The sequence below is a fragment of the Paucibacter sp. B2R-40 genome, from assembly GCF_025717555.1.
In the GTDB taxonomy this organism is placed as follows: Bacteria; Pseudomonadota; Gammaproteobacteria; order Burkholderiales; family Burkholderiaceae_C; genus Paucibacter_A.
Genome location: NZ_JAJIRP010000007.1, coordinates 1 through 24,639, shown reverse-complemented (window position 1 = coordinate 24,639; position 24,639 = coordinate 1). Strand labels below are relative to the sequence as shown.

Here is a 24,639-nt window from a genome sequence, read left to right as displayed (position 1 = left end):
ACCGACACCACGCCGCGCCTGGCATTGTTATGGTCTGACCCGCCCTCGCCCTCGCCTTTGGGCTTGCTCCAATTTCGCCTCTGCTTGGGGCGCCAATTCTTGAAACCCGCTCATGAAACAACTATGGGACATCTCACCGACGGTGTCGACGCAATCGCCGATCTTTCCCGGCGACGAGCCCTTCAGCCTGCGATGGACCGCGCGCCTGTCGGCTGACTGCCCCGTCAATCTCAGCGCCATCACCATGTCGCCGCATGTCGGCGCGCATGCCGATGCACCGCTGCATTACGCCAATGGGGCGCCCAGCAGCGCGGAGGTCGAACTCGACGCCTACCTGGGGCCTTGCCGCGTGATTCACGCGATCAACTGCGGCCCCTTGATCCAGATAGCTCACCTGCGACATGCTGCGGCGCTGCTCCCGGCGCGCGTATTGGTGCGCTGCTGCCGAGTCGCAGCCACCCGCTGGGATCCTGAGTTCAGCGCCTTTGCCCCGGAAACCGTCGAATGGTTGGCCGGCCTCGGCGTGAAGCTGATTGGCCTGGATACCCCCTCGGTCGACCCGGCCAGCAGCAAAACGCTCGCCAGCCACCAGCAACTGCTGCGCCTGAATCTGCGGGTGCTGGAAAACCTGGTGCTGGACGAGGTAGCCGAGGGCGACTATGAATTGATTGCCCTGCCGCTCAAACTCAGCGGCGCCTGCGCCTCGCCCGTTCGCGCGATTTTGCGCAAACTCTGAAACCCGAGAGAACTCGCCATGACGACAAGACAAGACTGCGACGTGCTGGATCAAGAAGACCCATTGCGTGAGCTACGCCATCAGTTTGACCTGCCCGCAGGCACCATCTACCTTGACGGGAATTCTCTGGGCGTGCTGCCGCGCGCAACCCTCGCACGGGTGCAGCAGGTGATTCAAAGAGAATGGGGTCAAGACTTGATCAAGAGCTGGAACACCGCCGGCTGGATCGACTTGCCCGGCCGTATCGGCGACAAGATTGCTCGCTTGGTGGGTGCCGCAGCAGGCGAGTTGATTGTTGCGGACTCGACCTCGCTGAATCTGTACAAGGCACTGTCAGCAGCCTTGCGCATCGCCCAGGAAGGTGACCCCTCACGCAAAGTCATCGTTTCCGAGCGCAGCAACTTCCCCACTGATCTCTATATCGCCCAGAGCCTGGCCCAGCAGTTTGGGCTGCGCCTGCACTTGGTCGACAGCGTGGACGAAATCAAGGCCACGCTGAACGCCGATTTGGCCGTCTTGATGTTGACCGAGGTCAACTACCGCACCGGCTACCAACATGATATGAAGGCCCTCACCGCTGCCGCTCATGCTGCCGGCGCCTTGGTGATTTGGGATCTGGCCCATTCAGCCGGGGCCGTGCCGGTGGACCTGAACGGCGCCGACGCTGACTTCGCGGTGGGCTGCGGCTACAAATACCTGAACGGCGGCCCCGGCGCGCCGGCTTTTGTGTGGGCAAATGCCAAGCACGCGCAGCGCTGCTGGCAGCCGCTGTCGGGTTGGCTGGGCCATGCTGCGCCGTTTCAATTCACACCTGACTACCAACCGGCGGCCGGTATCAAGCGCTTCATCTGCGGCACGCCGGCGCTGCTTTCGCTCGCGGCATTGGAGTGCGGCGTTGACACCGTGCTGGCCGCTGAAAGCTTGGGAGGTATGACCGCCTTGCGCAAAAAATCGATCGCGCTGTGCGAGCTTTTCATCGAGTTGGCCGAGTCGCGCTGCGCTGCGCTGGGGGTGCGCTTGGCCTCACCGCGCGACGAGGGTCAGCGCGGCAGCCAGGTCTGCCTGAGCTTGGACGCGCCGCTGCAGGAAGCTGGCTATGCGGTCATTCAGGCCTTGATCGCACGCGGCGTGATTGGCGACTTCCGCGCCGGCGATCCGGCCCGGCTGGACGTTGTGCCGCATATCTTGCGCTTCGGCTTCACGCCGCTCTATATTGGCTTCGCTGATGTCTACGACGCTGTCGAGCATCTGGTTCAAGTGCTGAAGCTCGAAGAATGGAAGCGACCCGAGTTCAACCAAAAAGGAGCGGTGACATGAGTTGCCCGCATCAAACCGAGAGAATTGTGAGCGAGGAGAACGCCCAGCTCGATTTTTCAAACGACATGAGTTACGGCGACTATCTGAAACTCGATCAGATTCTCAGCGCTCAGCAGCCACTGTCGCCCGAGCACAATGAGATGCTGTTCATCATCCAGCACCAGACCTCGGAGCTGTGGATGAAGCTGATGCTGCACGAAATGCAGGCGGCGGTGGCCTGTGTGGCGAATGATCAGCTGCCGGCAGCGTTCAAGATGCTGGCGCGCGTGTCGCGCATCATGGAACAGCTGGTGCATGCCTGGGACGTGCTGGCGACGATGACGCCGCCCGAATACACCGCAATTCGGCCCTACTTGTCGAACAGCAGTGGCTTCCAAAGTGCCCAGTACCGACGCATCGAGTTCATGCTCGGCAACAAGAACGCCGCGATGCTCAAGCCGCACGCGCACCGCCCCGATCTGCTCGCCGAAGTCGACGCCGCTTGGCGTGCGCCCTCTTTGTATGACGAGGTGTTGCGGCTGCTGGCCAGGCGCGGCATTGCCGTGCCAGCGGCTGCGCTGGAGCGTAATTGGACCCAGCCCAGGGGGCTGGACGAGGGCGTCAAAGAAGCCTGGCTGAGCGTCTACCGCGCACCTGAACAGCACTGGGACCTCTATCAAATGGGCGAGGAATTGGTGGATTTGGAAGATGCGTTCCGACTCTGGCGCTTCCGTCATGTGACCACGGTGGAGCGAGTGATTGGTTTCAAGCGCGGCACCGGCGGCACCTCAGGGGTCGGTTACCTGCGCAAGATGCTGGATGTGGTCTTGTTCCCGGAACTGTGGGCGCTGCGCACTGAACTTTGAGTTAGCTCGCCTGCTATGCCGGCCGCTGCAAACGCTAGGCCGCAAAAACGCGGCGCCTTTGCTATAAAGTCGACCCCAGCTAAGGTCGACCTGCAGAATTGACCTGCCGTGGGTGGGAAAGCCAACAGAGCAAAGAAGCCCCTCATGCTTCAAGCCTTGCGAAAAAACAGATTGACCAAGCGTCCAAAAGGCCGGGGGTCAAGTGTTGCCGTCAGGGGGCTATGCTCCCGGTCAAGCCCCGCACTCAAGGCAACCCCACAGTCATGACGACGCTCAGCGCAAGGCCCAGGAACGCCACGGCGGCGACCACGCCCATGAGCTCGGCGGGGGGCTCCCCCGCCCTACCCCCATGGTTGAAACGACGGATGGCCCTGCGTGGGACGGTATTGCTCAGTTTGGCCTTGCTGCTGCTGGCTGCGGGTTTTATCTGGTTCGAGTTCCGCCAACAAGACAAGGCGGGACGGGAGCAGAGTGAGCTTTACGCGCAAACGCTTGCAAGCCAAGTCGGCCAAAGCATAGGTCAGGTTGATCTGACGCTGCTCGGCTTGCTGCAATCCAAAGCCGGTCAAGCCGAAAACGCACCGATTTCCTCCCTCAATACGCTGCTGGCTTTGTCCCTGGCCAAGATGCCTGCGGTCAGGAGTTTTTCCTTGCTTGACGCCCAGGGTCTGGTGCTGGCCAGCAGTTCGCCAAACAATGTCGGCCGCAGAATTTCATTGCGCCAATTGCAGCGACCAAGCCAGGCTCAACCGGCTGGATTGGGTCGCCCTTTGGCGGGGCGGGATTTGTTTGATTTAAAGAATTTGGACCTTGGCGCACCTGCCCAAGCTGACTTGCCGGCTCCACCAAAATTGCCAAACGCCGGTGTTGTGGGCCCATCAATGGTGACGCTGAGCTTGGCTCAGCAAACCAGCCAGGGCATGCGCTTTTGGGTGGCCGTGCTGAGGCCCGAGTATTTCGACCGCTTGCTGGATCAACTGGTCAAGGAGCGCGGCCAGCATGCCGCTTTACTCAGCCTTGAGGGTGAGCTGATCGCGGCCAGTCGTGAGGTCAAGCGAGAGGCAAGTCGCTTGGCTGGGCTGCAAATGGCCTTCAAGGAATTGTTGAGCAACCGCGAGCATGGCAGCTTCAGTACAAGCTCAGGCGGCGCAAGTGCAGGCGGTTTGACCGGCATGGAGAGCGCGGGCAGCTTTCAGCGGGTTCACGATCAACCTTTGGTGGTGCTGCTTGAGCTGCCTAAGTCCATTGTGTGGGAGCGCATGAATGGCTACGCGCAAGCGGTCACACTGATCACTGCGGCAGGGCTGACACTGATGCTGGGCCTAGGCACGATTGCTTGGCGGGCTTTGGGCGTCTACGAGCAAGCCAAACGTGAACTGGTCACGGCACATGAGAGCCTGGCGAGCAAGGAGCGCGAACAGAGTCTGCTGATCCAGAACGTTCAGGAGCTGATGTTCCACACCGATGCCAACGGCCTGCTGCAATTCATCAACCATGTCGATTTCTTGGGCAACAAAAGCGCTAATTCCTGCTTGGGACAGCCATTTGAGGCCTTGATCGATGCGCGCGACAAGGTCAAGGCGCGCGGGCTCTTCCGCAGAAGCACAGGCTTTATGAACTTGCCGGTGATCCTGCGCCTGGACACTGCCAACGGCCGGCAGCGCGTGCTGGAGGTGGTGGTAACCCCCATCAAGTCCAATGACGGCATCAAGTCGGCCGATGGATCGAGCGACATGACCGGCGAGCTGTCGGGCTTCGTTGGCTTCGCCCTCGACGTCACGGAGCGCGAGGACGCCCGCCAGCGCTTGCAAGCGCAGCTCGACTTCACCGCCCGTCTGATCGACGTCTGCCCGATCCCGATCTTTGCCAAGGACCGTGCGCTGCGCTTTGTGATGGTCAATCAGGCCTGGAGCGATATGACAGGGGTCGACAAGAATTTGGCGCTCGGACGCAAGCTCAGTGAGCTGCGGCCGGCGAGCTTGGCCGACGCCGTCGAGCTGCAAGACCAGAGTCTGCTGGCTCAAGGAGGCAGCGAACATATGGAGATCCGCGAACGCGAGCGGGACTATTTGACACACCGCGCGGTTTTCACAGATGCCAGTGGCGCCATCGCCGGCTTGCTGGGCAGTGCGATTGATATCAGCCGCTTCGTCGAGGCCGAGCGGCAGATCGGCGAAGCGCGCGACGCAGCCGAGCGAGCCAACAATATCAAGACCGAGTTCGTCGCCAATATGAGCCACGAATTACGCACGCCCTTGCAGAGCATCATCGGATTTTCGGAATTGGGCGTCAGTCGCAGCGGCCAAAACGCCCGCTTGCAGGATATGTTTGCACGCATCCACAGCTCGGGCCAACGCATGCTGGAGTTGGTCAATAACTTGCTTGATTTGTCCCGCCTCGAAAGCACCGTCGGCCATTTGGTCTTGACGGAGCAAGACCTGGCCCCGCTGGTCAAGGCAGTGGTGGACGAACACGCGGGCGCGGCCGACAAACGTTCGATCAAGCTCAAACTGCAGCTTGCCGACCATCCCTTGTTTGCGGCGGTCGATGCGGGGCGGCTGCAGCAAGCACTGCGCAATGTGTTGGACAACGCGCTGCGCCTGGCACCCGCCACCAGCCAGATCACCATCTCAGCAAATCAAGACGGTGCGCAGATATGCATCAGCGTGCATGACTTGGGGCCAGGCATTCCCACCGGCGAATTGGAGAGTATTTTTTCGCCCTTTGCGCAAAGCTCGCAAACCAAAGAAGGTGAAGGCGGAACCGGGCTGGGCCTGGCCGTATGCCGGCGAATCATGGTGGCTCATGGCGGCGGGGTGTCGGCCCATAACCACGCCCAAGGCGGCGCCATCTTCGAGTTGCGCCTGCCGATCAGCTGAAACGCTGGCTCACTGGCCCGCCTACAATCCAGCCAGCCACAACCACCCCTAAAGAGTTCGGTCAGCGCAGCCTATCCGGCTTCGCGTGCGCCGGCGGAGACAAGCCATGGATACCCGCACTTCTGAAGTTAGCTTGCGTATTGAACAATTGCGCGATGCGATGAGAGCAACAGGCGTGCACGCCTGCCTGGTGCCCTCCAGCGACCCTCATCTGTCTGAGTACCTGCCTGAGCGTTGGCAAGGCCGGCAGTGGCTGTCTGGTTTCACCGGCTCGGTAGGCACCTTGGTCGTGACCTTGGAGCGCGCTGCGGTGTTTGCAGACAGCCGCTACTGGACGCAGGCCGCCAGCGAGTTGGCCAACACCGGCATCGCACTGGAGAAGGTGCCGACCGGCGCCTCCACTCATTACATCGATTGGATTGCCGAGCAGTTGGAGCCGGGCCAGAGTTTGGCAGTGGATGGCCAAATTTTGGGTCTGGCACTGGCGCAACTGTTGCGCGGCTCCCTGCAGCGGGCCGGCATTCAAGTCCGCACCGAGCTGGACTTGATCGCGCGCATTTGGCCGACTCGGCCGGGCCTGCCGATGGGCAAAGTTTACGAACATCTGCCGCCGCAAGCGGTGGTTTCACGGGCAGAAAAGCTCGCCGGTGTCCGCGCAGCGATGGCCCGCTTGGGTGCCAGCCACCACTTTATTTCAAGCGTCGATGACATTGCTTGGCTGTTCAATTTGCGCGGCTCCGATGTGGACTACAACCCGGTCTTCATGGCGCACTGCCTGCTCAGCGCCGATGCCGCCACCTTGTTTGTCGAGGCCGGCAAAATTGACGCAGCTCTGCAGGCGCGGCTGGCCCTGGACGGTGTACAGCTAGCAGCCTATAGCTCGGCCGCAAATGCTTTGGCCGCCCTGCCCGCAAAAGCTTGCGTGCTGATGGACCCGCGGCGCGTCACCTTGGGCTTGCGCGAAGCAGTGCCGGCGCAGGCAAGCGTGCTGGAAGCCATCAACCCCAGCACCTTGGCCAAAAGCCGCAAAACCGCCGCCGAGGCTCAGTTTGTGCGTGAAGCGATGGTCCAAGACGGCGCCGCCATGTGCGAGTTTTACGCCTGGTTCGAGCAAGCACTGGGACGCGAACGCCTGACCGAGCTGAGCGTTGACGAGCACTTGAGCGCGGCGCGCGCCAAACGACCGGGTTTTGTGGGATTGAGCTTCCCCACCATTGCTGGCTTCAGCGCCAACGGCGCGATGCCTCATTACCGCGCCACGCCGGCCGCACACGCGGTGATCGAGGGCAACGGCTTGCTGCTGATCGACTCCGGTGGCCAGTATCTGGGCGGCACCACTGACATCACCCGCGTCTGGCCGATAGGCCAGGTGTCGGCCGAGCAAAAGCGCGACTACACCTTGGTCTTGAAAGGCACGCTCGCTTTGTCGCGCGCTTGCTTCCCGCGCGGCACACTCAGCCCAATGCTGGACGCCTTGGCGCGTGCGCCGATGTGGCAGCATGGGCTCGACTACGGCCACGGCACCGGCCATGGGGTGGGTTACTTCATGAACGTGCACGAAGGCCCGCAAAGCATCTCCAAGGCGGTACCGGACGCCAATATGGCGATGGAGGCCGGCATGATCACCTCGATCGAGCCGGGTGTTTATCGACCCGGCAAATGGGGAGTCCGAATCGAGAACCTGGTGCTCAACGTGGCCCTCGAGACGCCAGAGAACAACCAGTTCGGCGAGATGCTGGCGTTCGAGACTTTGACGCTCTGCCCAATCGATACCCGCTGCATTGAATTGCCCCTTTTGGGTGCCGAAAATATCGCCTGGCTGAACCAGTATCACGCCGTGGTGCGTGAGCGGCTGGCTCCCTTGTTGAATGGGCCCGCGCTGGCCTGGTTGATGCAGCGCACGCAAGCCATTTGACGATTCGCAAACGTCAATGAAAAGCGCAGGTTTTTCTGCGCTTTTTTGTGCCTGATGCCCTGGTGAAAACAGCCGGCAAAGCCTAGAGTTAGATGCAGGGAATCAACACCCTCTATCAAGGAGTCCATCATGGTCAGCAACAAGATTCACACCTTTTCTGAATCCGGACTGCACACTGCCTTGCTGGCAGCGCTGATCTTGCTCTTGGTCGTCAGTCTGGTCGACGCCTTGTTCTTCACCCCAGAAGGCAGCACACCGGTGCTCTGGCGACTCGACCCCGTGGTGATCACAGGGCAGTCACAGCCCAGCCGCTGAGGCCCATCTGAGCGCTCACATCTGCCGGAATAAATGCAGGTAGCTGCGGCTGACGGGCAGCACCTCAAGGCGGCCCTTCAGATGCACATCGGCGGTCTCATTCAGGCCGCGCGTGACATGGCTGATCGCATGCAGATTGACCACGACCGATCGGTGCACCTGCACAAAGCTGTTCGGATCCAACTGATCCATCAACTCACGGATCGGCGTGCGTATCAGCGCCTCGCCCTCGCTCCAGGCAACCAAGGTGTACTTCTCGTCCGAGCGCAAATAGACGATATCGTCGACCGGGATCAGCTTCAACGTAGCCCCTACCGAGGCCCGAATCCATTGCAGGTATTTAGGCGCAGTTTCGGCCACGGTGGAAGGTCCGGGCGCTGGCGCGGTAGCCTGACCCAGCCGCTCCAGTAGTTGGGCAATCACGCCTTCCAACACCTTTGTGGACTGTGGCGCGCCGGCCTGGGACGCGGCCCGCCTGGCCTTCAAACGAGACACCGTGTCATCCAGCCTGGCCTCGTCAACCGGCTTGACCAGATAATCCAAGGCGCCCTGCTCGAAAGCTTGCACTGCATATTCCTCATAGGCAGTTACAAACACGATCTGGGCGCGGCGAGCCAGTTGCCGTGCTGCCTCGATGCCATTCAGCCCCGGCATGTGAACATCCAAAAAAACTATCTCGGGCTGCAAGGCATCGAACAATTCCAGCGCCTCGCGGCCATTGCGGGCAAGCCCCAGGATCTGCAACTCCGGCCAGGCCACGGACAGGCTGCGCGCCAAGCTGTCGCGCAGCAGGGGCTCGTCATCCGCGATCAGCGCGGTCGGTCGCGTCTCGGCTATGTTGGTGTTTGAATTCATGGGAAAAAGAGCAATTCGGCCCGCAAGCCATGAGGTGAATTCTCGGTCAGATCCAGGCGCGCGCTGCTGCCGTAAAACATCTTCAAGCGCTCGCGCAAATTGCGCAGACCGGTGCCGCTGCCTGTGCTTTGCCGCAAGCCGACGCCACTGTCGCTGACCCAGACCCGCATGGGAGCCTCGCCCGCAGCGGCCTGAGCCACTATGTCGATCACACCGCCTTCCTCGCTTGGGTCGATGCCATGCCGAATGGCGTTCTCCACCAGCGTCAGCAAAGCCATGGGAGGAAATCGCAAAGCCCGCAATGGCTCTGGCACTTCGATTCGGAAGTTAAGCCTATCGGGCATGCGCAAATGCATCAATTCCAGATAGGAGCGCACCAGCGTCAGCTCATCCCCCAAGGTTGCGGCTTCATTTTGCAGCCTCGGCATTGCGGCGCGCAAATAGGCAATCAGGCTGCGCAAAACCGGCGCAGCCTGGGGTGAGCCGGTCTCCACCAGTGCGCGCACATTGGCCAAAGTATTGAACAGAAAATGTGGCTCAATCTGCGCCTGCAGCAGCCGCAACCGCGCGTCCAGCGCCTGTCGCTCCAACTCGCTGCGCTCCAACTCAAATGAAAGGGCCTGGCTGCGAGCCTCGGCATCGCGGTGCCGATAAAGCGCACCCATCGCCAACAGCGGACCCACCATCAGCCCCGAACCGGCGATCCAAATGAAGCCGGAAATTCGGTGAGGATTCTGTAACAAAGATGCGATGTCGCCGCCGACCAGCACCAAATACACCAACACCGTCGCCAGCGGCACGCTCAGCCCGACCACCACAACCTGCAAGAGCCAGCGCGCCAACCATGTTGGCAACCGCCTGGGCCATTGGCCGGCAGCAGAAAAGGCCAACAAAGCCAACAGGCCAATCACCAAAGTTCGGCCCAGCAACTCGGGCAAGGGCGTGACAAAAATCGGGTTGAGCAGCAGCGCCGCCAAGGCCGACAGCCCGAGCGACAGGCCCAGCCGCATCGGCGTCAGATAGGCTACGAAGCCTTGCCAAGCCTGCGCATGGCTGGGCAAGCTTGCGCCACTTGATCGAGCTTGCATCGGCGGCGGCACATGAGGTTCTACATTCAGCATGTGCACAGCGTAACGGCTGGCACCCAGCTCACCAACAGTTTGCGGGGCTCAAAGCGACGAGCCACGGAATACCGTCCTTGGGCAGCGTTCTGACGCTGTCCCCGGCCAGCTGTTTCACCACCTTGGCCTGCCGCAGGATTTGTTCAGGCCGACGCGCCGACCCTGCACATCACCACATCACGCCCAGCATTGATTGCAAAACGCAGGGCCTCGGCCGGCGACGACCAACAAAATCCACCGGCCAGATTCTCCTCACGGTAGGCCTCTTGACGGGGCAGTCCTGCGCGCATGCGGATGACCACGACGGCCGCCACATAGCCGTAGCTATTGAGGCGGTCGGTCGCACCGGCATAGATTCTGTAATCTCCTGCATCCACTTCATCGAAATACATGATCTGCTCCAACGCAGGTGTTTGTCTGCGCTCAGTACGCAATATCTGCGCTATCAACCCGCTGGGATGCACCCACATTGGGGGCACACCAAAGAGGGCCTTGCCAAAACAGGCTGCTTTAGGCAGACAGGCGCGCACCCGATGCGCGGGCAATTTTCGACAACTAGACGACCGGTCTAATTTGAAGTAAAATTAACCATGCGTGCAACCCATGACACCAACAAGATGCACATCCTGGATGCTGCGCGCCCCTTGATCGAGAGCAAGGGTTTCTCTGCGCTGGGCCTCGCTCAAATACTGCAGGCAGCCGATATCCCCAAAGGCTCGTTCTACCATTACTTCGCTTCCAAGGAAGACTTTGGGCGCGCAGTGCTGGATCGTTACTTCGACAACTATGCGCTGCGCTTGGACGAACTGTTCAAGCATTCAGAACTGCCGGCCTTCGACTGTCTGATGAACTACTTCGCCCAGTGGACACAAGCCCAAGCGGGCGACGGCGAAGGGGACAAATGCTTGGTCGTCAAGCTGGCGGCCGAAGTGGCCGACTTGTCGCAGAGCATGCGTGAAAGCCTACGCTTGGGCACCGACGAGGTGATAAAGCGGCTGGCCGACTGCATTGCCGTCGGCCAGCAAGATGGCTCGGTCGGGCGCCATCTGGAGGCCGGGCAGACAGCCCAGGCGCTGTATCAACTGTGGCTGGGTGCGAGCCTGCTGAGCAAGCTGCGCCTCGACGACTCGGCATTGCAAGATGCGCTGGCGCTGACACGCGAGCAACTCGCACCCAAAGCCCAATCACCGCAATGAACCGCGCTCAAGCGCGGCGTCTTTCGCCCCCACGAACACGGGCACCAAGCCCAGTTTCAATCGATCCGCGACTCACCGAGTTGCTCACCCGCAAGGAAAACCAATGAAGATACTGATGGTTCTGACCTCCCACGATCAACTCGGCAGCACTGGCCTGAAAACGGGCTTTTGGCTGGAAGAGTTCGCCGCGCCCTACTTTGTCTTCAAGGACGCAGGAGCGGCGATCACTGTAGCCTCGCCATTGGGTGGCCAGCCGCCGCTGGATCCCAAGAGCGACGACGCCAGCGCGCAAACAGCAGCGACCGAAAGGTTCCGCGCCGACGCAGCCGCCCAGACAGTATTGGCTGGCAGCAGCAAATTGGCCGGCGTCACCGCGACTGACTTCGACGCGGTGTTCTATCCCGGCGGCCACGGCCCTTTGTGGGATCTGGCCGAAGACAAACAGTCAATTGCCTTGATCGAGGCCTTTGCCCGCGCCAACAAGCCCGTCGGGGCCGTCTGCCATGCGCCAGGCGTTTTGCGTCACGCAAAAAACGCGGATGGCTCGCCGCTGGTGCAAGGCCGGCGAGTGACCGGCTTCACCAACAGCGAAGAAGCGGCCGTCCAGTTGACCGATATCGTGCCCTTTTTGGTCGAAGATATGCTCAAAGCTCATGGCGGCGACTACAGCAAGGCGGCCGATTGGCAGCCTTATGCCGTAGTTGACGGCAGGCTGGTGACCGGACAAAACCCAGCCTCGTCCGAGTTGGTGGCGCATGAATTGTTGAAGCTGCTGGCTTGATTGACCGGCGCGCGAGTCGCGTAGAATCACCCACCGGGCCCAAATATTGGCGCCCGGTTTTTTTTGGCCGCACCATCCTTTGCCGATGGCCTCGCGGCGAATCACCGGACGTCCAAGTCAAGCGCTCGCAGCCCCAGGTGTGCACTGCGCGAACGCACACCGAAACTTGCGAACTTGTGACCAATCCATCATGGAAATCTTTGACTACGACAACATCCTGCTGCTGCCACGCAAATGCCGTGTGGAAAGCCGCAGCGAATGCGACACCTCCGTCCAATTCGGTCCCCGCCGCTTCAAACTGCCCGCCGTGCCGGCGAATATGAAGACCGTGGTCGACGAGAACATCACCGAGCATTTGGCCCGCAATGGCTATTTTTATGTGATGCACCGCTTCGACCTCGACACGGTGGCATATGCCAAGTCGATGCGCGACAAGGGGCTGTTTGTATCGGTCAGCTCCGGCGTCCAAGCGGCCGACTATTCGGCAATCGACCGGCTGGCGGCAGAAGGCATTGGCGCCGACTACATCACCATCGACATTGCGCATGGCCATGCCGACAGCGTGCAGCGCATGATCGCGCACATCAAGAACAAGCTGCCGGACAGCTTTGTGATCGCCGGCAATGTCGGCACGCCCGAGGGTGTGATCGACCTGGAAAACTGGGGTGCCGACGCGACCAAGGTCGGCATCGGCCCGGGCAAGGTCTGCATCACGCGCTTGAAAACGGGCTTTGGCACCGGCGGCTGGCAGTTGTCAGCCTTGAAATGGTGCGCCCGAGTCGCGACCAAGCCCATCGTCGCCGACGGCGGCATCCGCCACCACGGTGACATCGCCAAGAGTATGCGCTTTGGCGCGGCGATGGTGATGATTGGCTCACTCTTCGCCGGACATGAAGAATCGCCCGGCAACACCGTTGAAGTGGACGGCAAACTGTTCAAAGAATATTACGGCTCGGCCAGCGACTTCAACAAGGGCGAATACAAGCATGTCGAGGGCAAACGGATACTTGAGCCAGTAAAAGGCAAATTGGCTGACACCTTGCGCGAGATGCAGGAAGACCTGCAAAGCTCGGTGTCGTATTCGGGTGGCAAAACCTTGGCCGATTTGCGTAAAGTGAATTACGTCGTTCTGGGCGGTGAGAACGCTGGCGAACATTTATTCATGTAGCAGAGCAGTGGGGCCCGGCGTTCCGGCGCAGCCAAAACGCCGGCGAGCATCTATTTATGTAACAGGACAATGTCGGCCGGCATTTCGGCGTAGCCACAACGCGGGGGAACATTTGTTCATGTAGGACAATCAGGCCACTCCCACTCCACGGGGCGCCTCCTTTGCGGGAGACGCCCTTTGCATTTTCAGCGCCATCATGACCGAACTCGCCAAATCGTTTGAACCTGCCGCCCTTGAAGCTCATTGGGGCCCCTTGTGGGAAGCCAAGGGCCTGTACAAGCCTACGCTGGACACTGCCCGCGAGTCGTTTTGCATCCAATTGCCGCCGCCCAATGTGACCGGCACCTTGCATATGGGTCACGCCTTCAACCAGACCATCATGGACTCGTTGACGCGCTACCACCGCATGCTGGGCCACAACACGCTGTGGGTGCCAGGCACCGACCATGCCGGCATCGCGACCCAAATCGTCGTCGAGCGCCAGTTGGCCGACAAGGGCGAAGAAGGCGCCAAGACCCGCCATGACCTGGGCCGCAAGAACTTTGTCGCCCGCGTGTGGGAGTGGAAGCAAGAGTCCGGCGACACCATCACGCGCCAAATGCGCCGCATGGGTGACAGCGTGTCTTGGGAGCACGAATATTTCACCATGGACGCGGGTCTGTCCAAGGTGGTCAGCGAGACCTTTGTGCGCTTGTTCGACGAAGGCTTGATCTACCGCGGCAAGCGCTTGGTCAACTGGGATCCGGTGCTCAAGTCGGCGGTGTCAGACCTGGAAGTGAGCAGCGAAGAGGAAGACGGCTTCCTCTGGCACATCCGCTACCCCTTGGCCGACGGCAGCGGCGATCTGGTCGTCGCGACCACCCGCCCGGAGACCATGTTGGGCGACGTCGCCGTGATGGTGCACCCGGAAGACGAGCGTTATGCGGCCTTGATCGGCAAGCAGGTCCTGCTGCCGCTGTGCGATCGGCAAATCCCCGTCATTGCCGATGATTATGTGGACCGCGCTTTTGGCACCGGCGTCGTCAAGGTCACACCCGCGCATGACACGAACGACTATGCGGTCGGCCAGCGCCATGGCCTGCCCTTGATCTGCGTGCTGACGCTCGACGCCAAGATCAACGAGGCCGCGCCCTTGGTCTATCAAGGACTGGACCGCTTCGTCGCGCGCAAAAAGATCGTCGCCGATCTGGAGACCGCCGGCTTCCTGGTCGAGGTCAAGAAGCACAAGCTGATGGTGCCGCGTTGCGAGCGCACCGGTCAGGTGATCGAGCCCATGCTGACCGACCAGTGGTTTGTGGCGATGAACAAGCCCGGTGCCGACGGCAAGAGCATTGCTCAGGGCGCGGTTGACGCCGTTGCTTCGGGCGAAGTGAAGTTCTTCCCCGAGCAATGGGTCAACACTTACAACCACTGGATGGGCAATATCAATGACTGGTGCATCTCGCGCCAGCTTTGGTGGGGCCATCAAATCCCGGCCTGGTATGGCGCGAGCGGCGAGTTATTCGTGGCGCGCGACGAGGAGGAAGCCCGCGCCAAGGCTACTGCCGCCGGCTACAAGGGTGAACTGACCCGCGACGAAGACGTACTGGACACCTGGTATTCCAGCGCCCTGGTACCCTTCTCGACCCTGGGCTGGCCAGAGAAGACCTTGGAGCAAGACCTGTTCCTGCCCTCCTCCGTCTTGGTAACGGGTTATGACATCATCTTCTTCTGGGTCGCCCGCATGATCATGATGACCAAGCACTTCACCAAGTCGGATGCGCATCCGAATGGTCAGGTGCCGTTCAAGCATGTCTATATCCACGGCCTGGTGCGCGATGCACAGGGCCAGAAGATGAGCAAATCTGAGGGCAATGTGCTGGACCCGGTCGACCTGATCGACGGCATTGCCTTGAGCCCCCTGCTGGACAAACGCTCTCACGGCCTGCGCCGGCCCGAGACGGCGCCCAAGGTGCGCAAGGCAACCGAGAAGGAATTCCCGGACGGCATTCCCGCCTTCGGTGCCGACGCACTGCGCTTCACCTTCGCCTCACTGGCCTCGCTGGGCCGCAATATCAGCTTCGACACCAAGCGCTGCGAAGGCTATCGAAACTTCTGCAACAAGCTCTGGAACGCAACCCGCTTCGTGCTGATGAACACCGAGGGCCAGGACTGTGGCCTGCAGGAACACACCAAAGATCAATGCGCGCCGGGTGCCGAGTTCCATGGCTACTTGTCCTTCAGCCAGGCTGACCGCTGGATCAGCAGCGAGTTGCAAAGGGTCGAGCAGACAATGGCTCAGGGCTTTGCCGAATACCGGCTGGACTTTGTCGCCAATGCCATTTACTCATTCGTCTGGGATGAGTATTGCGACTGGTATCTGGAAGTCGCCAAGGTGCAGATTCAGAACGGCTCAGAGGCGCAGCAACGCGCCACGCGCCGAACCTTGATCCGCGTGCTGGAGACCATTCTGCGTCTGCTGCACCCGATCGCTCCCTTTATCACCGAAGAGCTCTGGCAGACCGTGGCACCGATCGCTGGGCGCAAATCGACCGACTACATCGTCAACGCCGCCTATCCAATAGCGCAGCCCGAACGCATTGATGCGGACGCCATCGCTTGGATGGAAAACCTCAAGGCCATCGTCAGCACCTGCCGCAGCCTGCGCAGCGAGATGAATCTGTCAGCCTCGGCGCGCGTGCCGCTGCTGGTGGGCGGAGACACCGGCTTTGTGGCCGAGGCTGCGCCCTTCCTGAAGACGCTGGCCAAGCTGAGCGAAGTTCAATTCATCACGGATGAGGCCGCCTTCGCAAGCGCGAGTGCGAACTCGCCGGTGCTGGTGCATGGCGAGGCGCGCCTGGCCCTGCATGTGGAGATCGACGTGGCAGCCGAAACCGCTCGCCTGGGCAAGGAAGTCGCGCGATTGGAAGGCGAGATCGTGAAGATTGAGACCAAGCTCGGCACCGAAAGTTTTGTGGCGCGCGCGCCTGCCGCCGTGGTGGAGCAGGAACGTCAGCGCCTGACCGACTTTAGCGCCACCGTCGTTCGGCTAAAGGATCAGCTAAGCCGCCTGGCGCACTGATCCTGAACTCCGGCGCCGGCTCCGGCGGCGCCGCAAGCAACTCATCAACGCGCCGCGCCACGCCCCAGGCGGCGCGCGCACGGGACTCGCGCGTGGTGCTGGCCAACCTGGGCGTGACCTGGAACGAAGGCACGCCGTGCAAGGGGCAGCCGGGTTCTTGCAGGCCCGGCTCCATGCTGTCAAACCATGCCGCCAGGATGCGGCCGCTGGTCAGTGAATCGGCCAAAGCCTGATCATCAAAGATCGCCGAGTGCGCAATGCTGACCAGCACTTGATCGGGCTTGGCAAAGCCGAGCACGCGCTCGCCCATCAAGCCGCGGTAGCGCGGAAAGTAGCCCAACTGCACGCACACGCCGTCGCTTTGCTCCATCAAGTCGCGCAAGGGCAGCGGCGCAATACCCCATTGGGCCCAAAGCGGATCGCTCTGATGCAAGCTGGGGTCATAACCAATCACTCGCGTGCCAAAGGCCGGCAGCAACTGCCCCAAGATGCGCGAAGCTGGCGTCATGCCGATCAAGCCAATCGTCGCGCAGCCCAATTCGCGGCCCACCATCATGCCGTCGCTGGCCAAGATCGGCACACGCCGCAGCAAGGCCAGCAAGGCGCCAATCGCGAACTCGGCCTCGGCACTCGCAGTGGCGGTCAGACTGCGGATCACTTCCACACGGGCGGCTCGGCAAGCCTCCAGATCGATATTCTCACCACCCGCACTCATACGCCCGACCACACGCAGGCGCGGCGCCGCACGCAGGAGTGCGGCATCGACTGCCACGCTGGGCGGCACGATCAACGCCCGGGTTTGATGCAGCGCCTGCAAGAGCTGTGCAGTCTCACCGACCAACTCCGGCGCGAATCGCACGCTATTGCGCTCCGACAGCCATTGCATGACTTCGGCTTCGAGCGGTTCCAGGATCAGCAGACTCATGTCATTTTTCGATGTTGTAATGCCGGCATTGGCGCAAGACTTTTTACAAAGACCCCATGCAACAATGCGCGCCAGCCAATAGGAGAGTGTACGGTTATGGCAGTCAATGCAATCACGAAGGCAATCTTCCCCGTTGCCGGTTTAGGAACCCGGTTTCTGCCCGCCACCAAGGCGCAGCCCAAAGAGATGCTGCCGGTGGTGGACAAGCCCTTGATCCAATACGCCGTCGAAGAAGCCTACGCCGCCGGCATCAGGGAAATGATTTTCGTCACCGGCCGCCACAAGCGCCCGATCGAAGACCACTTTGACATGACTTTCGAGTTAGAGATAGCCCTCGAACAGGCGGGTAAGGAAGAATTGTTGGCGGTGGTGCGCAGCGTCAAGCCGGACGATATGGAATGCGTCTATGTGCGACAGGCGCAGGCGCTGGGCCTGGGTCACGCGGTACTTTGTGCGCAGCGTTTAGTCGGCAACGAGCCTTTTGCCGTGCTGCTGGCCGATGACTTGATGGTAGGTCAGCCGCCCGTGCTCAAGCAAATGGTTGAGCAGTTCACCGATTGGCGCGCATCAATACTGGCGGTGCAAGAAGTCCCTGCAGAGCAAACCCGTCGATACGGCATCGTGGCCGGCACGCAAGTCAATGCACGGCTGATGGATGTCACGCGCATCGTGGAAAAGCCGGCGCCCGAAGATGCGCCGTCGCGCATGGCTGTAGCCGGTCGATATATTTTGACACCCGGCGTTTTTCATGAAATTGCGAATCAACCGCGCGGCGTTGGCGGCGAGATCCAACTGACCGATGGCATCGCCGGCCTCTTGCGCCGCGAGAAGGTGTTTGCCTATGCCTACGATGGCAAGCGCTATGACTGCGGCAGCAAGGAAGGTTTCTTGCAGGCCAATGTCGAGTTAGCCTTGGCGCATCCACAGCTGGGCGCGGGCTTCAGGGAGTTCCTGCAAACGCTAGAGCTCTGAGGGCTTTTTGCGCCCGTGCGGGGCAAACAAAAGGCCACGTCTGCGTGGCCTTTTTCAATGGTCTTGGCTGTTCGAAGGATTGAATTCAACGCCGCTTCAGCACATGAATGAACTCATCCGCCTGTGTACTTTGCTCGACCAACTCATTGCCGGTTTGGCGTGCAAAGGCTTGAAAGTCCCGGGTTGAACCCGGGTCGGTCGCGATGACCTTCAAGAGCTGCCCGCTTTCCATTTCAGCCAGTGCCTTTTTGGCCTTCAAGATAGGCAAAGGGCAATTCAGACCCCGCGTATCAAGTTCCTTTTGGATGTGCATCTTTTTTCCTAGCGCTGACTTGTTAGCCGAGTTTAATTGAGTCAGGCCGGAAAGACGCCGGTTGACAGATAGCGATCACCGCGGTCGCACACGATGAAAGCAATCGTCGCGTTTTCCAAGGTGCGGGCCAATTGCAAGGCAACCCAACAAGCCCCTGCCGCCGAAATGCCGGCAAAGATGCCCTCCTCCCTGGTCATGCGCCGCGCCATTTCTTCGGCATCAACTTGGTTCACCAACACCAACTCGTCGACGGCCAGTGGGTTGTAGATCTTGGGTAAATAGGCTTGCGGCCATTTTCGAATACCGGGAATCCGCGAGCCCTCGGCCGGCTGCGCGCCGATGATGCGCACAGCCGGGCTTTGTTCCTTCAAATAACGCGACACCCCGGTGATGGTGCCGGTCGTGCCCATGGCACTGACGAAATGGGTGATCTGCCCTTCCGTGTCGCGCCATAACTCTGGCCCGGTCGTTTCGTAATGGACGCGCGGATTGTCGGCGTTAGCGAATTGATCCAGCACGCGGCCCTTGCCGTCTTTTTGCATCTGCTCGGCCAAATCGCGGGCGTACTCCATGCCGCCGGACCTGGGCGTCAGGATCAATTCGGCGCCAAAGGCCTTCATGGTCTGGGCCCGCTCGATCGACAAATCCTCCGGCATGATCAAGACCATGCGATAGCCTCGAATGGCGGCTGCCATTGCCAAGGCGATGCCGGTGTTGCCCGAAGTCGCTTCAATCAAAGTCTCGCCCGGCTTGATCTCGCCGCGCTCTTCGGCGCGCCGAATCATGCTGATGGCAGGCCTATCCTTGACCGAGCCTGCTGGGTTGTTGCCCTCCAACTTGGCCAGGATCACATTGCCACGCGCGGCCTCCGGGGTCAACAAACGCTGCAAGCGGATGAGCGGCGTATTGCCGATCACATCTTCAAGGCTGGGGTACTGTTTCATGTTGATTTTCTTGCTCATGGCCATCATTGTGGCAGTCAAAGTCAAAAAAGTGTTTACACATCCCAAATTCTCATGGCATAATCGTGAGCTTCAGCAGCGATAAACCTGATTGACACCCAGCCCGGGTGGCGGAATCGGTAGACGCAGGGGACTCAAAATCCCCCGCCGCAAGGTGTGCCGGTTCGAGTCCGGCCTCGGGCACCATAGGTCAAACTAGGGTGACAGGTGAATTGCAGTTGATTTGTGGTGCGGCAAGTTTTTAGGACTTCGACGCGCGACGCAGATAGCCACCCTTGCGGTGGCTTTTTTGCGTCCATTCTTTGCGCCCATTTGGCGCTCATTTGGCATCCAATTTGCACCCCTTCCTGTGCCAATTTTCACGGTCACGGCACCCGATGGGCTGCATCGTTAGCAACACTGTCTGCTGCGGCACCTTGGGCCAGCCATGCTCCGTTTACACTCGCCTCACCGCAAGAGGCTTATCTCTTTGCATTCTTCGCAGCATCTAGAGAGCTCCGACATTCATGCCTCATATTCCCCCGGTTACCAAAGCCTTTATGTTGGCCTGCGTGGGCTTGTACTGCGCCTTCCTCTTGCTGCCGCGTGGCATGCAGATCCCGTTTGAGCTGTGGCCCTTGCAGTCGGGCCGCTTCATGCCCTGGCAGCCAATCACCTACGCCTTTTTGCATGGCGGAGAGTTCCACTTGTTCTTCAATATGCTGGGCCTTTGGATGTTTGGCTCCGAGTTGGAGCGCGTCTGGGGCGCCAAGCGCTACACGCAGATTTTGGTCGCCAGCACCCTCAGCGCGGCGGCGGTGCAGTTGATCGTGACCTTGCTGATGGGTTCGATGGCCCCGACCGTTGGCGCATCCGGCGCCCTGTTCGGCTTGCTGCTGTCTTTCGGCATGCTCTTCCCCGACCGCATCATCGTGCCGCTGTTTCCGCCCATCCCGATGAAGGCCAAGTACTTTGTCGCTATTTTTGGCGCCTTGGAATTGCTGATGGGCCTGAACAACAACAGCAGCGTCGCCCATTTCGCCCACCTGGGCGGCATGCTCGGCGCCTACCTGCTGATTCGCTACTGGCGGGGCGGCGCTCGCAGGCGCTGAGCTATCAAGCCAAAAGGCCTTCCGCGACCGCGGGGTAGCGCAAGCGTAAGCCTAACTCGGTTTTCAAGCGGGTGTTGAGCAACCGCCGTGATTCGCTCATGAAGCTGAGCTGCATCGGCGCCATCTGCTGCCGCGCCAGCTCCCGGTCAATCCGTGGCGGTCTGGGCAAGCGGCAAAGATCAGCGGCCAGATCGAAGTAATCCCCCATCAACATCTCACTGTCATCGCAGACATGAATGATGCGCTGACTGAGGCCACGGGAGAGCGCCAAGACGCAGGCGCGCGCAAGGTCATCGGCGTGAATATGGTTGGTATAAACATCGTCCTCGCGCCGCAGCACCGGCTTGCCCGCCAGCAAACGCTCTCGCGGATGGCCACCGGCCCGATCTGATGCGTAAATGCCGGGGATGCGCAGAATCGTCACCGCCGCCCCAAACTCCGCGCCGAAACGTCGCATGTGCTGCTCTGCGTCCACCCGGCGCCGTGCCCGATCGGTGCTTGGCGCCGCCGGCCTGGACTCGTCAAACCGAGCGCCGTCGCAATTGCCGTAAACCCCGGTCGTGCTGGCGTAGACGATGCGCTTGGGCGGTGACTTGCGCGCCAGCGCCCGCAGCAAATTGACCGTACGTCTGTCCTCGGCACCACTGCTGGCTGGCGGCGCCAGATGCAGCACGGCCTCGGCCATGCCAGCCAAACGCGTCAAAGTGTTCGGCTGATCCAAATTGCCAATCAATGGAAGCGCCCCCGCTGCACGCAACTCTTCCATCCGCGCTGGGCTTGAGCTCAAGACCAAGACCCGGTAGCGCCCACCCAATAGGCGCAAGACCCGCAAACCAATATCGCCACAGCCAACGATCAAGAGCCGGGGTCGCCCGAGCTTGATTGCACGGCGGCCCGCATTCGCGCCGGATGTGGATGAGGGACAAGCAAGCGTTCCGAGAGGCATTTATCAAGCTCAGGCAAAATAGCGCCTCAGTGTACGGCCCGGCTTTCCCGGGCCGCCTTGCATTTAGAAGCGCCCCCTCATGAATTTCCAGGTCACCGTGCAGCCCAGCGGCCGCGTCTTTTCTGTCGAACGTGATGAAACCATGCTCAGCGCGGCCATACGGGCCGGCATCGGCCTGCCTTACGGCTGCCGGGACGGTGCATGTGGCTCCTGCAAAAGCCACCTGCTCGAGGGACGGGTGATTCACGGCGCCCATCAGGCCAAGACCTTGACCGAAGCCGAAGAGGCTGCCGGCTTTGTGCTGACCTGCTGCGCCACGCCCCAAACCGACTGCACCCTCGAAGCGCGCACGGTGCCCGGTGCAGGCGAATTCCCAGTGCTCAAACTGCCCAGCCGCGTTGCCAGTGTTGAAAAGCCCACGGCCGATGTGGCGGTCCTGCGCCTGCAACTGCCGGCCACTCAGAACTTCCAGTTCCACGCCGGCCAATACGTCGAGTTTATTTTGCGCGACGGCGCCCGCCGCAGCTACAGCATGGCCAATGCGCCGCACAGCATGCCCGGCTTCATCGAACTGCATATCCGCCATATGCCGGGCGGCAAATTCACCGATCACGTCTTCAGCGCCCTGAAGGAGAAAGACATCCTGCGCATGGAGGGCCCGTTTGGCAGTTTCTTCTTGCGCGAAGACAGCGACAAGCCCATCGTGCTGCTGGGCAGCGGCACCGGCTTCGCGCCACTGAAAGCCATCATCGAGCGCATTCAACATCTGGGCCTGACACGGCCGACCACGCTGTACTGGGGTTGCCGCAGCAAGGCCGATCTGTATCTGCATGACTGGGCGCTGCAAGCCGCCGCCAGCACGCCCGGTTTGAGTTATGTCCCGGTGCTGTCGGATGCTAGGGCCGAAGACGGCTGGACCGGCCGTACCGGCTTTGTTCATCAAGCAGTGATGCTCGACTTGCCCGATCTGTCGGGTTACCAGGTGTATGCCTGCGGCGCGCCGGTGATGGTGGACTCGGCCAAGGCCGACTTCACGAGGCTGTGCGGCCTTCCTGCCGAGGAGTTCTTTGCCGACTCGTTCACCTCCGAAGCCGACAAAAACCAAGCGACTACTGGCTAAGGACCGAGCAGCGCCATGATGTTTACCCCGCCCTATGTCGCCGCCGACCGCTTCGAGGCGCAATTGCGCGAGCAAGGCGCGGTCGTCATTGCGCCCAATAGCCTGCCGGACGCGCTGGCTTGCCAGCTCACGGACTTGGTCGAGCTACCCAAGTTCTGGAGCGACCTGCCCCCGGACGCCTATTTGCGCGACGGCGGCCGCTATCGCTTTCGTCGCCATGGCTGTTTTGTGGTCGAAGGGCAAGTCTTGACCCACGCGCCTCACCGTGCGCATTGGCAGCCGCTGGATTACAACGCGCTGCACGGCGGCATCGAACGTTGGTTCGAGCCGCTGGCTGAGGAGCTGTGCGCTTTGCCAGTTTGGCGGCAATTGATGTTGGGGCTGGCTGGCATAGCCTCGCGCCTCAAGGGTGAGCGCGCCTGGTACATCGAGGCTCATCAGTTCCGCATCGACACCACCGACGGCATCGGTCGCCCCACGCCCGAGGGCGCTCACCGTGACGGTGTTGACTTGGTCGCCGTGTTCTTGGTCAAGCGCCAAGGCATCAAGGGCGGCGAATCGCGGGTATTCGAGGCCCTCGGTCCCGAGGGTCAGCGCTTCACGATGACCGAGCCCTGGACGCTGCTGCTGCTGGACGACGAGCGGGTGATTCACGAAACCACGCCAATACAACCGACGGCCGAGCATGGCTGTCGCGACACCTTGGTCGTCACGCTGAGATCCGGGGGATTCCAGGCAGTTTGAAACAGTTTGCCTGTATCCAGTCTGGCCGCAAGACCAGCTCGCAATTACACTTGCCGGCCTCGGCCACCAAAAGTAGCCGATTCCTGGGCAAGCAAGCCCGTTCAACCGCACCACGAGTGCCATCAAGACATGACTGCAATTTCAGATTTAGCTCGCGCAATTGCCACCGCGCCCGCCTCCTCCATCCCATCTTCATTGTTCGGCTTGCCGGACCAGGCGCCGCACGAGCGTGTGCTCTTGGCAGCCGACGCCGAGACCGGCCTGAAGGCGATTCTGGCCGTGCACAGCACCGCCCGTGGCCCCGCTTTTGGTGGCTGCCGCTTCTGGACCTATGACAACGAGCTGGCCGCCTTGAACGATGCCTTGCGCCTGTCGCAAGGCATGAGCCTGAAGAACGCCTTGGCCGACCTGCCTTTTGGCGGCGGCAAGGCCGTCATCATCAAGCCAGCCGGCAACTTTGACCGCCCAGCCCTGTTCGCCGCCTTTGGCCGTGCCGTGCAGTCGCTGGACGGCGCCTACATCACCGCCGAAGACGTCGGCACCACCACCGCCGACATGCTGGGCATGCAGGCTCAAACGCAATATGTCAGCGGCATCCCGCGCGCCGGCGCCTTCGGTGGCGACCCCAGCCCCAAGACCGCTTGGGGCGTGTTTGTCTCCATCGAAGCCGGCGTCAAACTGCATCTGAAGCGCAACTCGCTGGAGGGCGTGCGCGTGGCGATCCAGGGTCTGGGAGCCGTGGGCTGGCACTTGGCAGAGTTTTTGCACAGGGCCGGCGCCAAGCTCGTCGTCACCGATGTGGACGCCGCGAAGATCGCCCGCGCCCAAGAGCTGCTGGGTGCGCAAGCGGTCGGCATCGACGAGATCTTGTCGGCCGATGTCGATGTGCTGGCGCCTTGCGCCTTAGGCGCCGCGCTCAACAGCGTCAGCGTGCCCCAGATCCGCGCCCAGCTGATCGCCGGTGCAGCCAATAACCAGTTGGCCACCGTTGCCGACGGGGACGCCTTGCAGCAGCGCGGCATCTGCTATTTGCCCGATTATCTGGTCAACGCAGGTGGCATCATCAGCGTGGCGCGCGAGTACCGCAACGAAGGTGAAGAGTCGGCCGTGATGGCCGAAGTCAGCCGCATCGGCGAGCGCGTCGCCGAACTGCTGGAACGCGTCAAGTTGGAAAACTCCACACCTGGCCGGGTCGCCGATGCCTGGGCGCGCGCCAAGCTGGTCAAGCCGGTCTGAGCATCCAAGCGCTCAACAAAAAGGCGGCCACTGGCCGCCTTTTTTCATCCACCATGGTCCTCACTCGCCAAGATAAGCGGCCCTGACCTTGGGATCATCCAGCAAGGTCTTGCCCTCGCCCGTCATCGTCACCAGGCCCGA

General features: G+C 61.1%; 22 protein-coding genes, 1 tRNA gene and 1 pseudogene. 16 read left to right on the top strand and 8 right to left on the bottom strand.

Translation table 11 applies throughout. The annotated features are described in order from the left end of the window. Positions 1–112 precede the first annotated feature (112 nt). From kynB to LNV09_RS14860, 6 genes are all read left to right on the top strand, one after another. Positions 113–736 (top strand): arylformamidase, encoded by a 624-nt coding sequence (gene kynB / locus LNV09_RS14885; RefSeq protein ID WP_263557866.1) that lies wholly within the window; start codon positions 113–115, stop codon positions 734–736. Positions 737–754: 18 nt separating this feature from the next. After that, a complete protein-coding gene (gene kynU / locus LNV09_RS14880; protein ID WP_263557865.1) occupies positions 755–2,053 on the top strand; it encodes a kynureninase in 1,299 nt (432 codons plus the stop codon). After that, positions 2,050–2,898 carry a tryptophan 2,3-dioxygenase gene (gene kynA / locus LNV09_RS14875; protein WP_263557864.1) on the top strand — a complete coding sequence of 283 codons (849 nt, stop codon included), beginning with the start codon at positions 2,050–2,052 and terminating at the stop codon, positions 2,896–2,898. The genes kynU and kynA overlap by 4 nt, the downstream gene beginning before the upstream one ends. A 365-nt stretch (positions 2,899–3,263) precedes the next feature. After that, entirely contained in the window at positions 3,264–5,777 is a 2,514-nt protein-coding gene (locus LNV09_RS14870) for a cache domain-containing sensor histidine kinase (RefSeq protein WP_263557863.1), read from the top strand. 106 nt (positions 5,778–5,883) lie between these two features. Beyond that, positions 5,884–7,692, top strand: coding sequence for an aminopeptidase P family protein (locus LNV09_RS14865; RefSeq protein WP_263557862.1), 1,809 nt, complete (start codon positions 5,884–5,886; stop codon positions 7,690–7,692). Between the two features lie 129 nt (positions 7,693–7,821). Then, positions 7,822–8,007, top strand: coding sequence for a hypothetical protein (locus LNV09_RS14860; protein WP_263557861.1), 186 nt, complete (start codon positions 7,822–7,824; stop codon positions 8,005–8,007). Between the two features lie 15 nt (positions 8,008–8,022). Here LNV09_RS14860 and LNV09_RS14855 read toward each other — a convergent pair whose 3' ends face one another. The 3 genes from LNV09_RS14855 to LNV09_RS14845 all read right to left on the bottom strand — a co-directional run bounded on the left by LNV09_RS14855 (position 8,023) and on the right by LNV09_RS14845 (position 10,375). Continuing rightward, positions 8,023–8,862, bottom strand: a complete 840-nt coding sequence (locus tag LNV09_RS14855) for a LytR/AlgR family response regulator transcription factor (protein ID WP_263557860.1) — start codon at positions 8,860–8,862, stop codon at positions 8,023–8,025. Further along, the gene (locus LNV09_RS14850) at positions 8,859–9,983 is read right to left on the bottom strand and encodes a sensor histidine kinase (RefSeq protein ID WP_263557859.1); all 1,125 of its coding nucleotides are present in this window, start codon (positions 9,981–9,983) and stop codon (positions 8,859–8,861) included. The genes LNV09_RS14855 and LNV09_RS14850 overlap by 4 nt, the downstream gene beginning before the upstream one ends. A gap of 143 nt (positions 9,984–10,126) precedes the next feature. Next, positions 10,127–10,375 (bottom strand): hypothetical protein, encoded by a 249-nt coding sequence (locus tag LNV09_RS14845; RefSeq protein ID WP_263557858.1) that lies wholly within the window; start codon positions 10,373–10,375, stop codon positions 10,127–10,129. Between the two features lie 198 nt (positions 10,376–10,573). Here LNV09_RS14845 and LNV09_RS14840 point away from each other — a divergent pair, with 198 nt between their 5' ends. From LNV09_RS14840 to LNV09_RS14825, 4 genes are all read left to right on the top strand, one after another. Then, entirely contained in the window at positions 10,574–11,179 is a 606-nt protein-coding gene (locus LNV09_RS14840; RefSeq protein WP_263557857.1) for a TetR/AcrR family transcriptional regulator, read from the top strand. A 103-nt stretch (positions 11,180–11,282) separates the two neighbouring features. Beyond that, positions 11,283–11,960, top strand: coding sequence for a type 1 glutamine amidotransferase domain-containing protein (locus LNV09_RS14835; RefSeq protein WP_263557856.1), 678 nt, complete (start codon positions 11,283–11,285; stop codon positions 11,958–11,960). 190 nt (positions 11,961–12,150) lie between these two features. After that, positions 12,151–13,128 (top strand): GMP reductase, encoded by a 978-nt coding sequence (locus LNV09_RS14830; protein WP_263557855.1) that lies wholly within the window; start codon positions 12,151–12,153, stop codon positions 13,126–13,128. 196 nt (positions 13,129–13,324) lie between these two features. Then, on the top strand, positions 13,325–16,189 hold the full coding sequence (locus LNV09_RS14825) for a valine--tRNA ligase (RefSeq protein WP_263557854.1): 2,865 nt from the start codon (positions 13,325–13,327) through the stop codon (positions 16,187–16,189). Here the strand turns inward: LNV09_RS14825 and LNV09_RS14820 are convergent. After that, the gene (locus LNV09_RS14820) at positions 16,137–17,114 is read right to left on the bottom strand and encodes an NAD(P)-dependent oxidoreductase (protein WP_263557853.1); all 978 of its coding nucleotides are present in this window, start codon (positions 17,112–17,114) and stop codon (positions 16,137–16,139) included. The two genes, LNV09_RS14825 and LNV09_RS14820, sit on opposite strands and share 53 nt — an antisense overlap. A 96-nt stretch (positions 17,115–17,210) precedes the next feature. Between LNV09_RS14820 and galU the strand changes: the two genes are divergently transcribed. Beyond that, positions 17,211–18,086 (top strand): UTP--glucose-1-phosphate uridylyltransferase GalU, encoded by an 876-nt coding sequence (gene galU, locus LNV09_RS14815; protein WP_263557852.1) that lies wholly within the window; start codon positions 17,211–17,213, stop codon positions 18,084–18,086. A gap of 85 nt (positions 18,087–18,171) precedes the next feature. Here the strand turns inward: galU and LNV09_RS14810 are convergent, their stop codons facing one another. Next, positions 18,172–18,399 (bottom strand): sulfurtransferase TusA family protein, encoded by a 228-nt coding sequence (locus LNV09_RS14810; protein ID WP_263557851.1) that lies wholly within the window; start codon positions 18,397–18,399, stop codon positions 18,172–18,174. A gap of 41 nt (positions 18,400–18,440) precedes the next feature. Further along, entirely contained in the window at positions 18,441–19,343 is a 903-nt protein-coding gene (gene cysM, locus LNV09_RS14805; RefSeq protein WP_263558124.1) for a cysteine synthase CysM, read from the bottom strand. Positions 19,344–19,462: 119 nt separating this feature from the next. Between cysM and LNV09_RS14800 the strand changes: the two genes are divergently transcribed. Then, positions 19,463–19,547: transfer RNA gene (locus LNV09_RS14800), tRNA-Leu, on the top strand. A gap of 320 nt (positions 19,548–19,867) precedes the next feature. Continuing rightward, positions 19,868–20,452, top strand: coding sequence for a rhomboid family intramembrane serine protease (locus LNV09_RS14795; RefSeq protein ID WP_263557850.1), 585 nt, complete (start codon positions 19,868–19,870; stop codon positions 20,450–20,452). 4 nt (positions 20,453–20,456) lie between these two features. On the opposite strand, the gene LNV09_RS14790 is transcribed toward LNV09_RS14795, so the two are convergent. After that, complete coding sequence (locus LNV09_RS14790; RefSeq protein ID WP_263557849.1) at positions 20,457–21,398, bottom strand: SDR family oxidoreductase; 942 nt, start codon at positions 21,396–21,398, stop codon at positions 20,457–20,459. 79 nt (positions 21,399–21,477) lie between these two features. Between LNV09_RS14790 and LNV09_RS14785 the strand changes: the two genes are divergently transcribed. From LNV09_RS14785 to LNV09_RS14775, 3 genes are all read left to right on the top strand, one after another. Then, entirely contained in the window at positions 21,478–22,518 is a 1,041-nt protein-coding gene (locus LNV09_RS14785) for a CDP-6-deoxy-delta-3,4-glucoseen reductase (RefSeq protein WP_263557848.1), read from the top strand. A gap of 15 nt (positions 22,519–22,533) precedes the next feature. Then, positions 22,534–23,262: a 2OG-Fe dioxygenase family protein gene (locus LNV09_RS14780; protein ID WP_263557847.1), complete on the top strand. Its 729-nt coding sequence runs from the start codon at positions 22,534–22,536 to the stop codon at positions 23,260–23,262. A 129-nt stretch (positions 23,263–23,391) separates the two neighbouring features. Further along, positions 23,392–24,498 (top strand): Leu/Phe/Val dehydrogenase, encoded by a 1,107-nt coding sequence (locus LNV09_RS14775; protein ID WP_263557846.1) that lies wholly within the window; start codon positions 23,392–23,394, stop codon positions 24,496–24,498. 60 nt (positions 24,499–24,558) lie between these two features. Here the strand turns inward: LNV09_RS14775 and LNV09_RS14770 are convergent. Next, positions 24,559–24,639: pseudogene (locus LNV09_RS14770) on the bottom strand (ABC transporter ATP-binding protein); the annotation flags it as partial.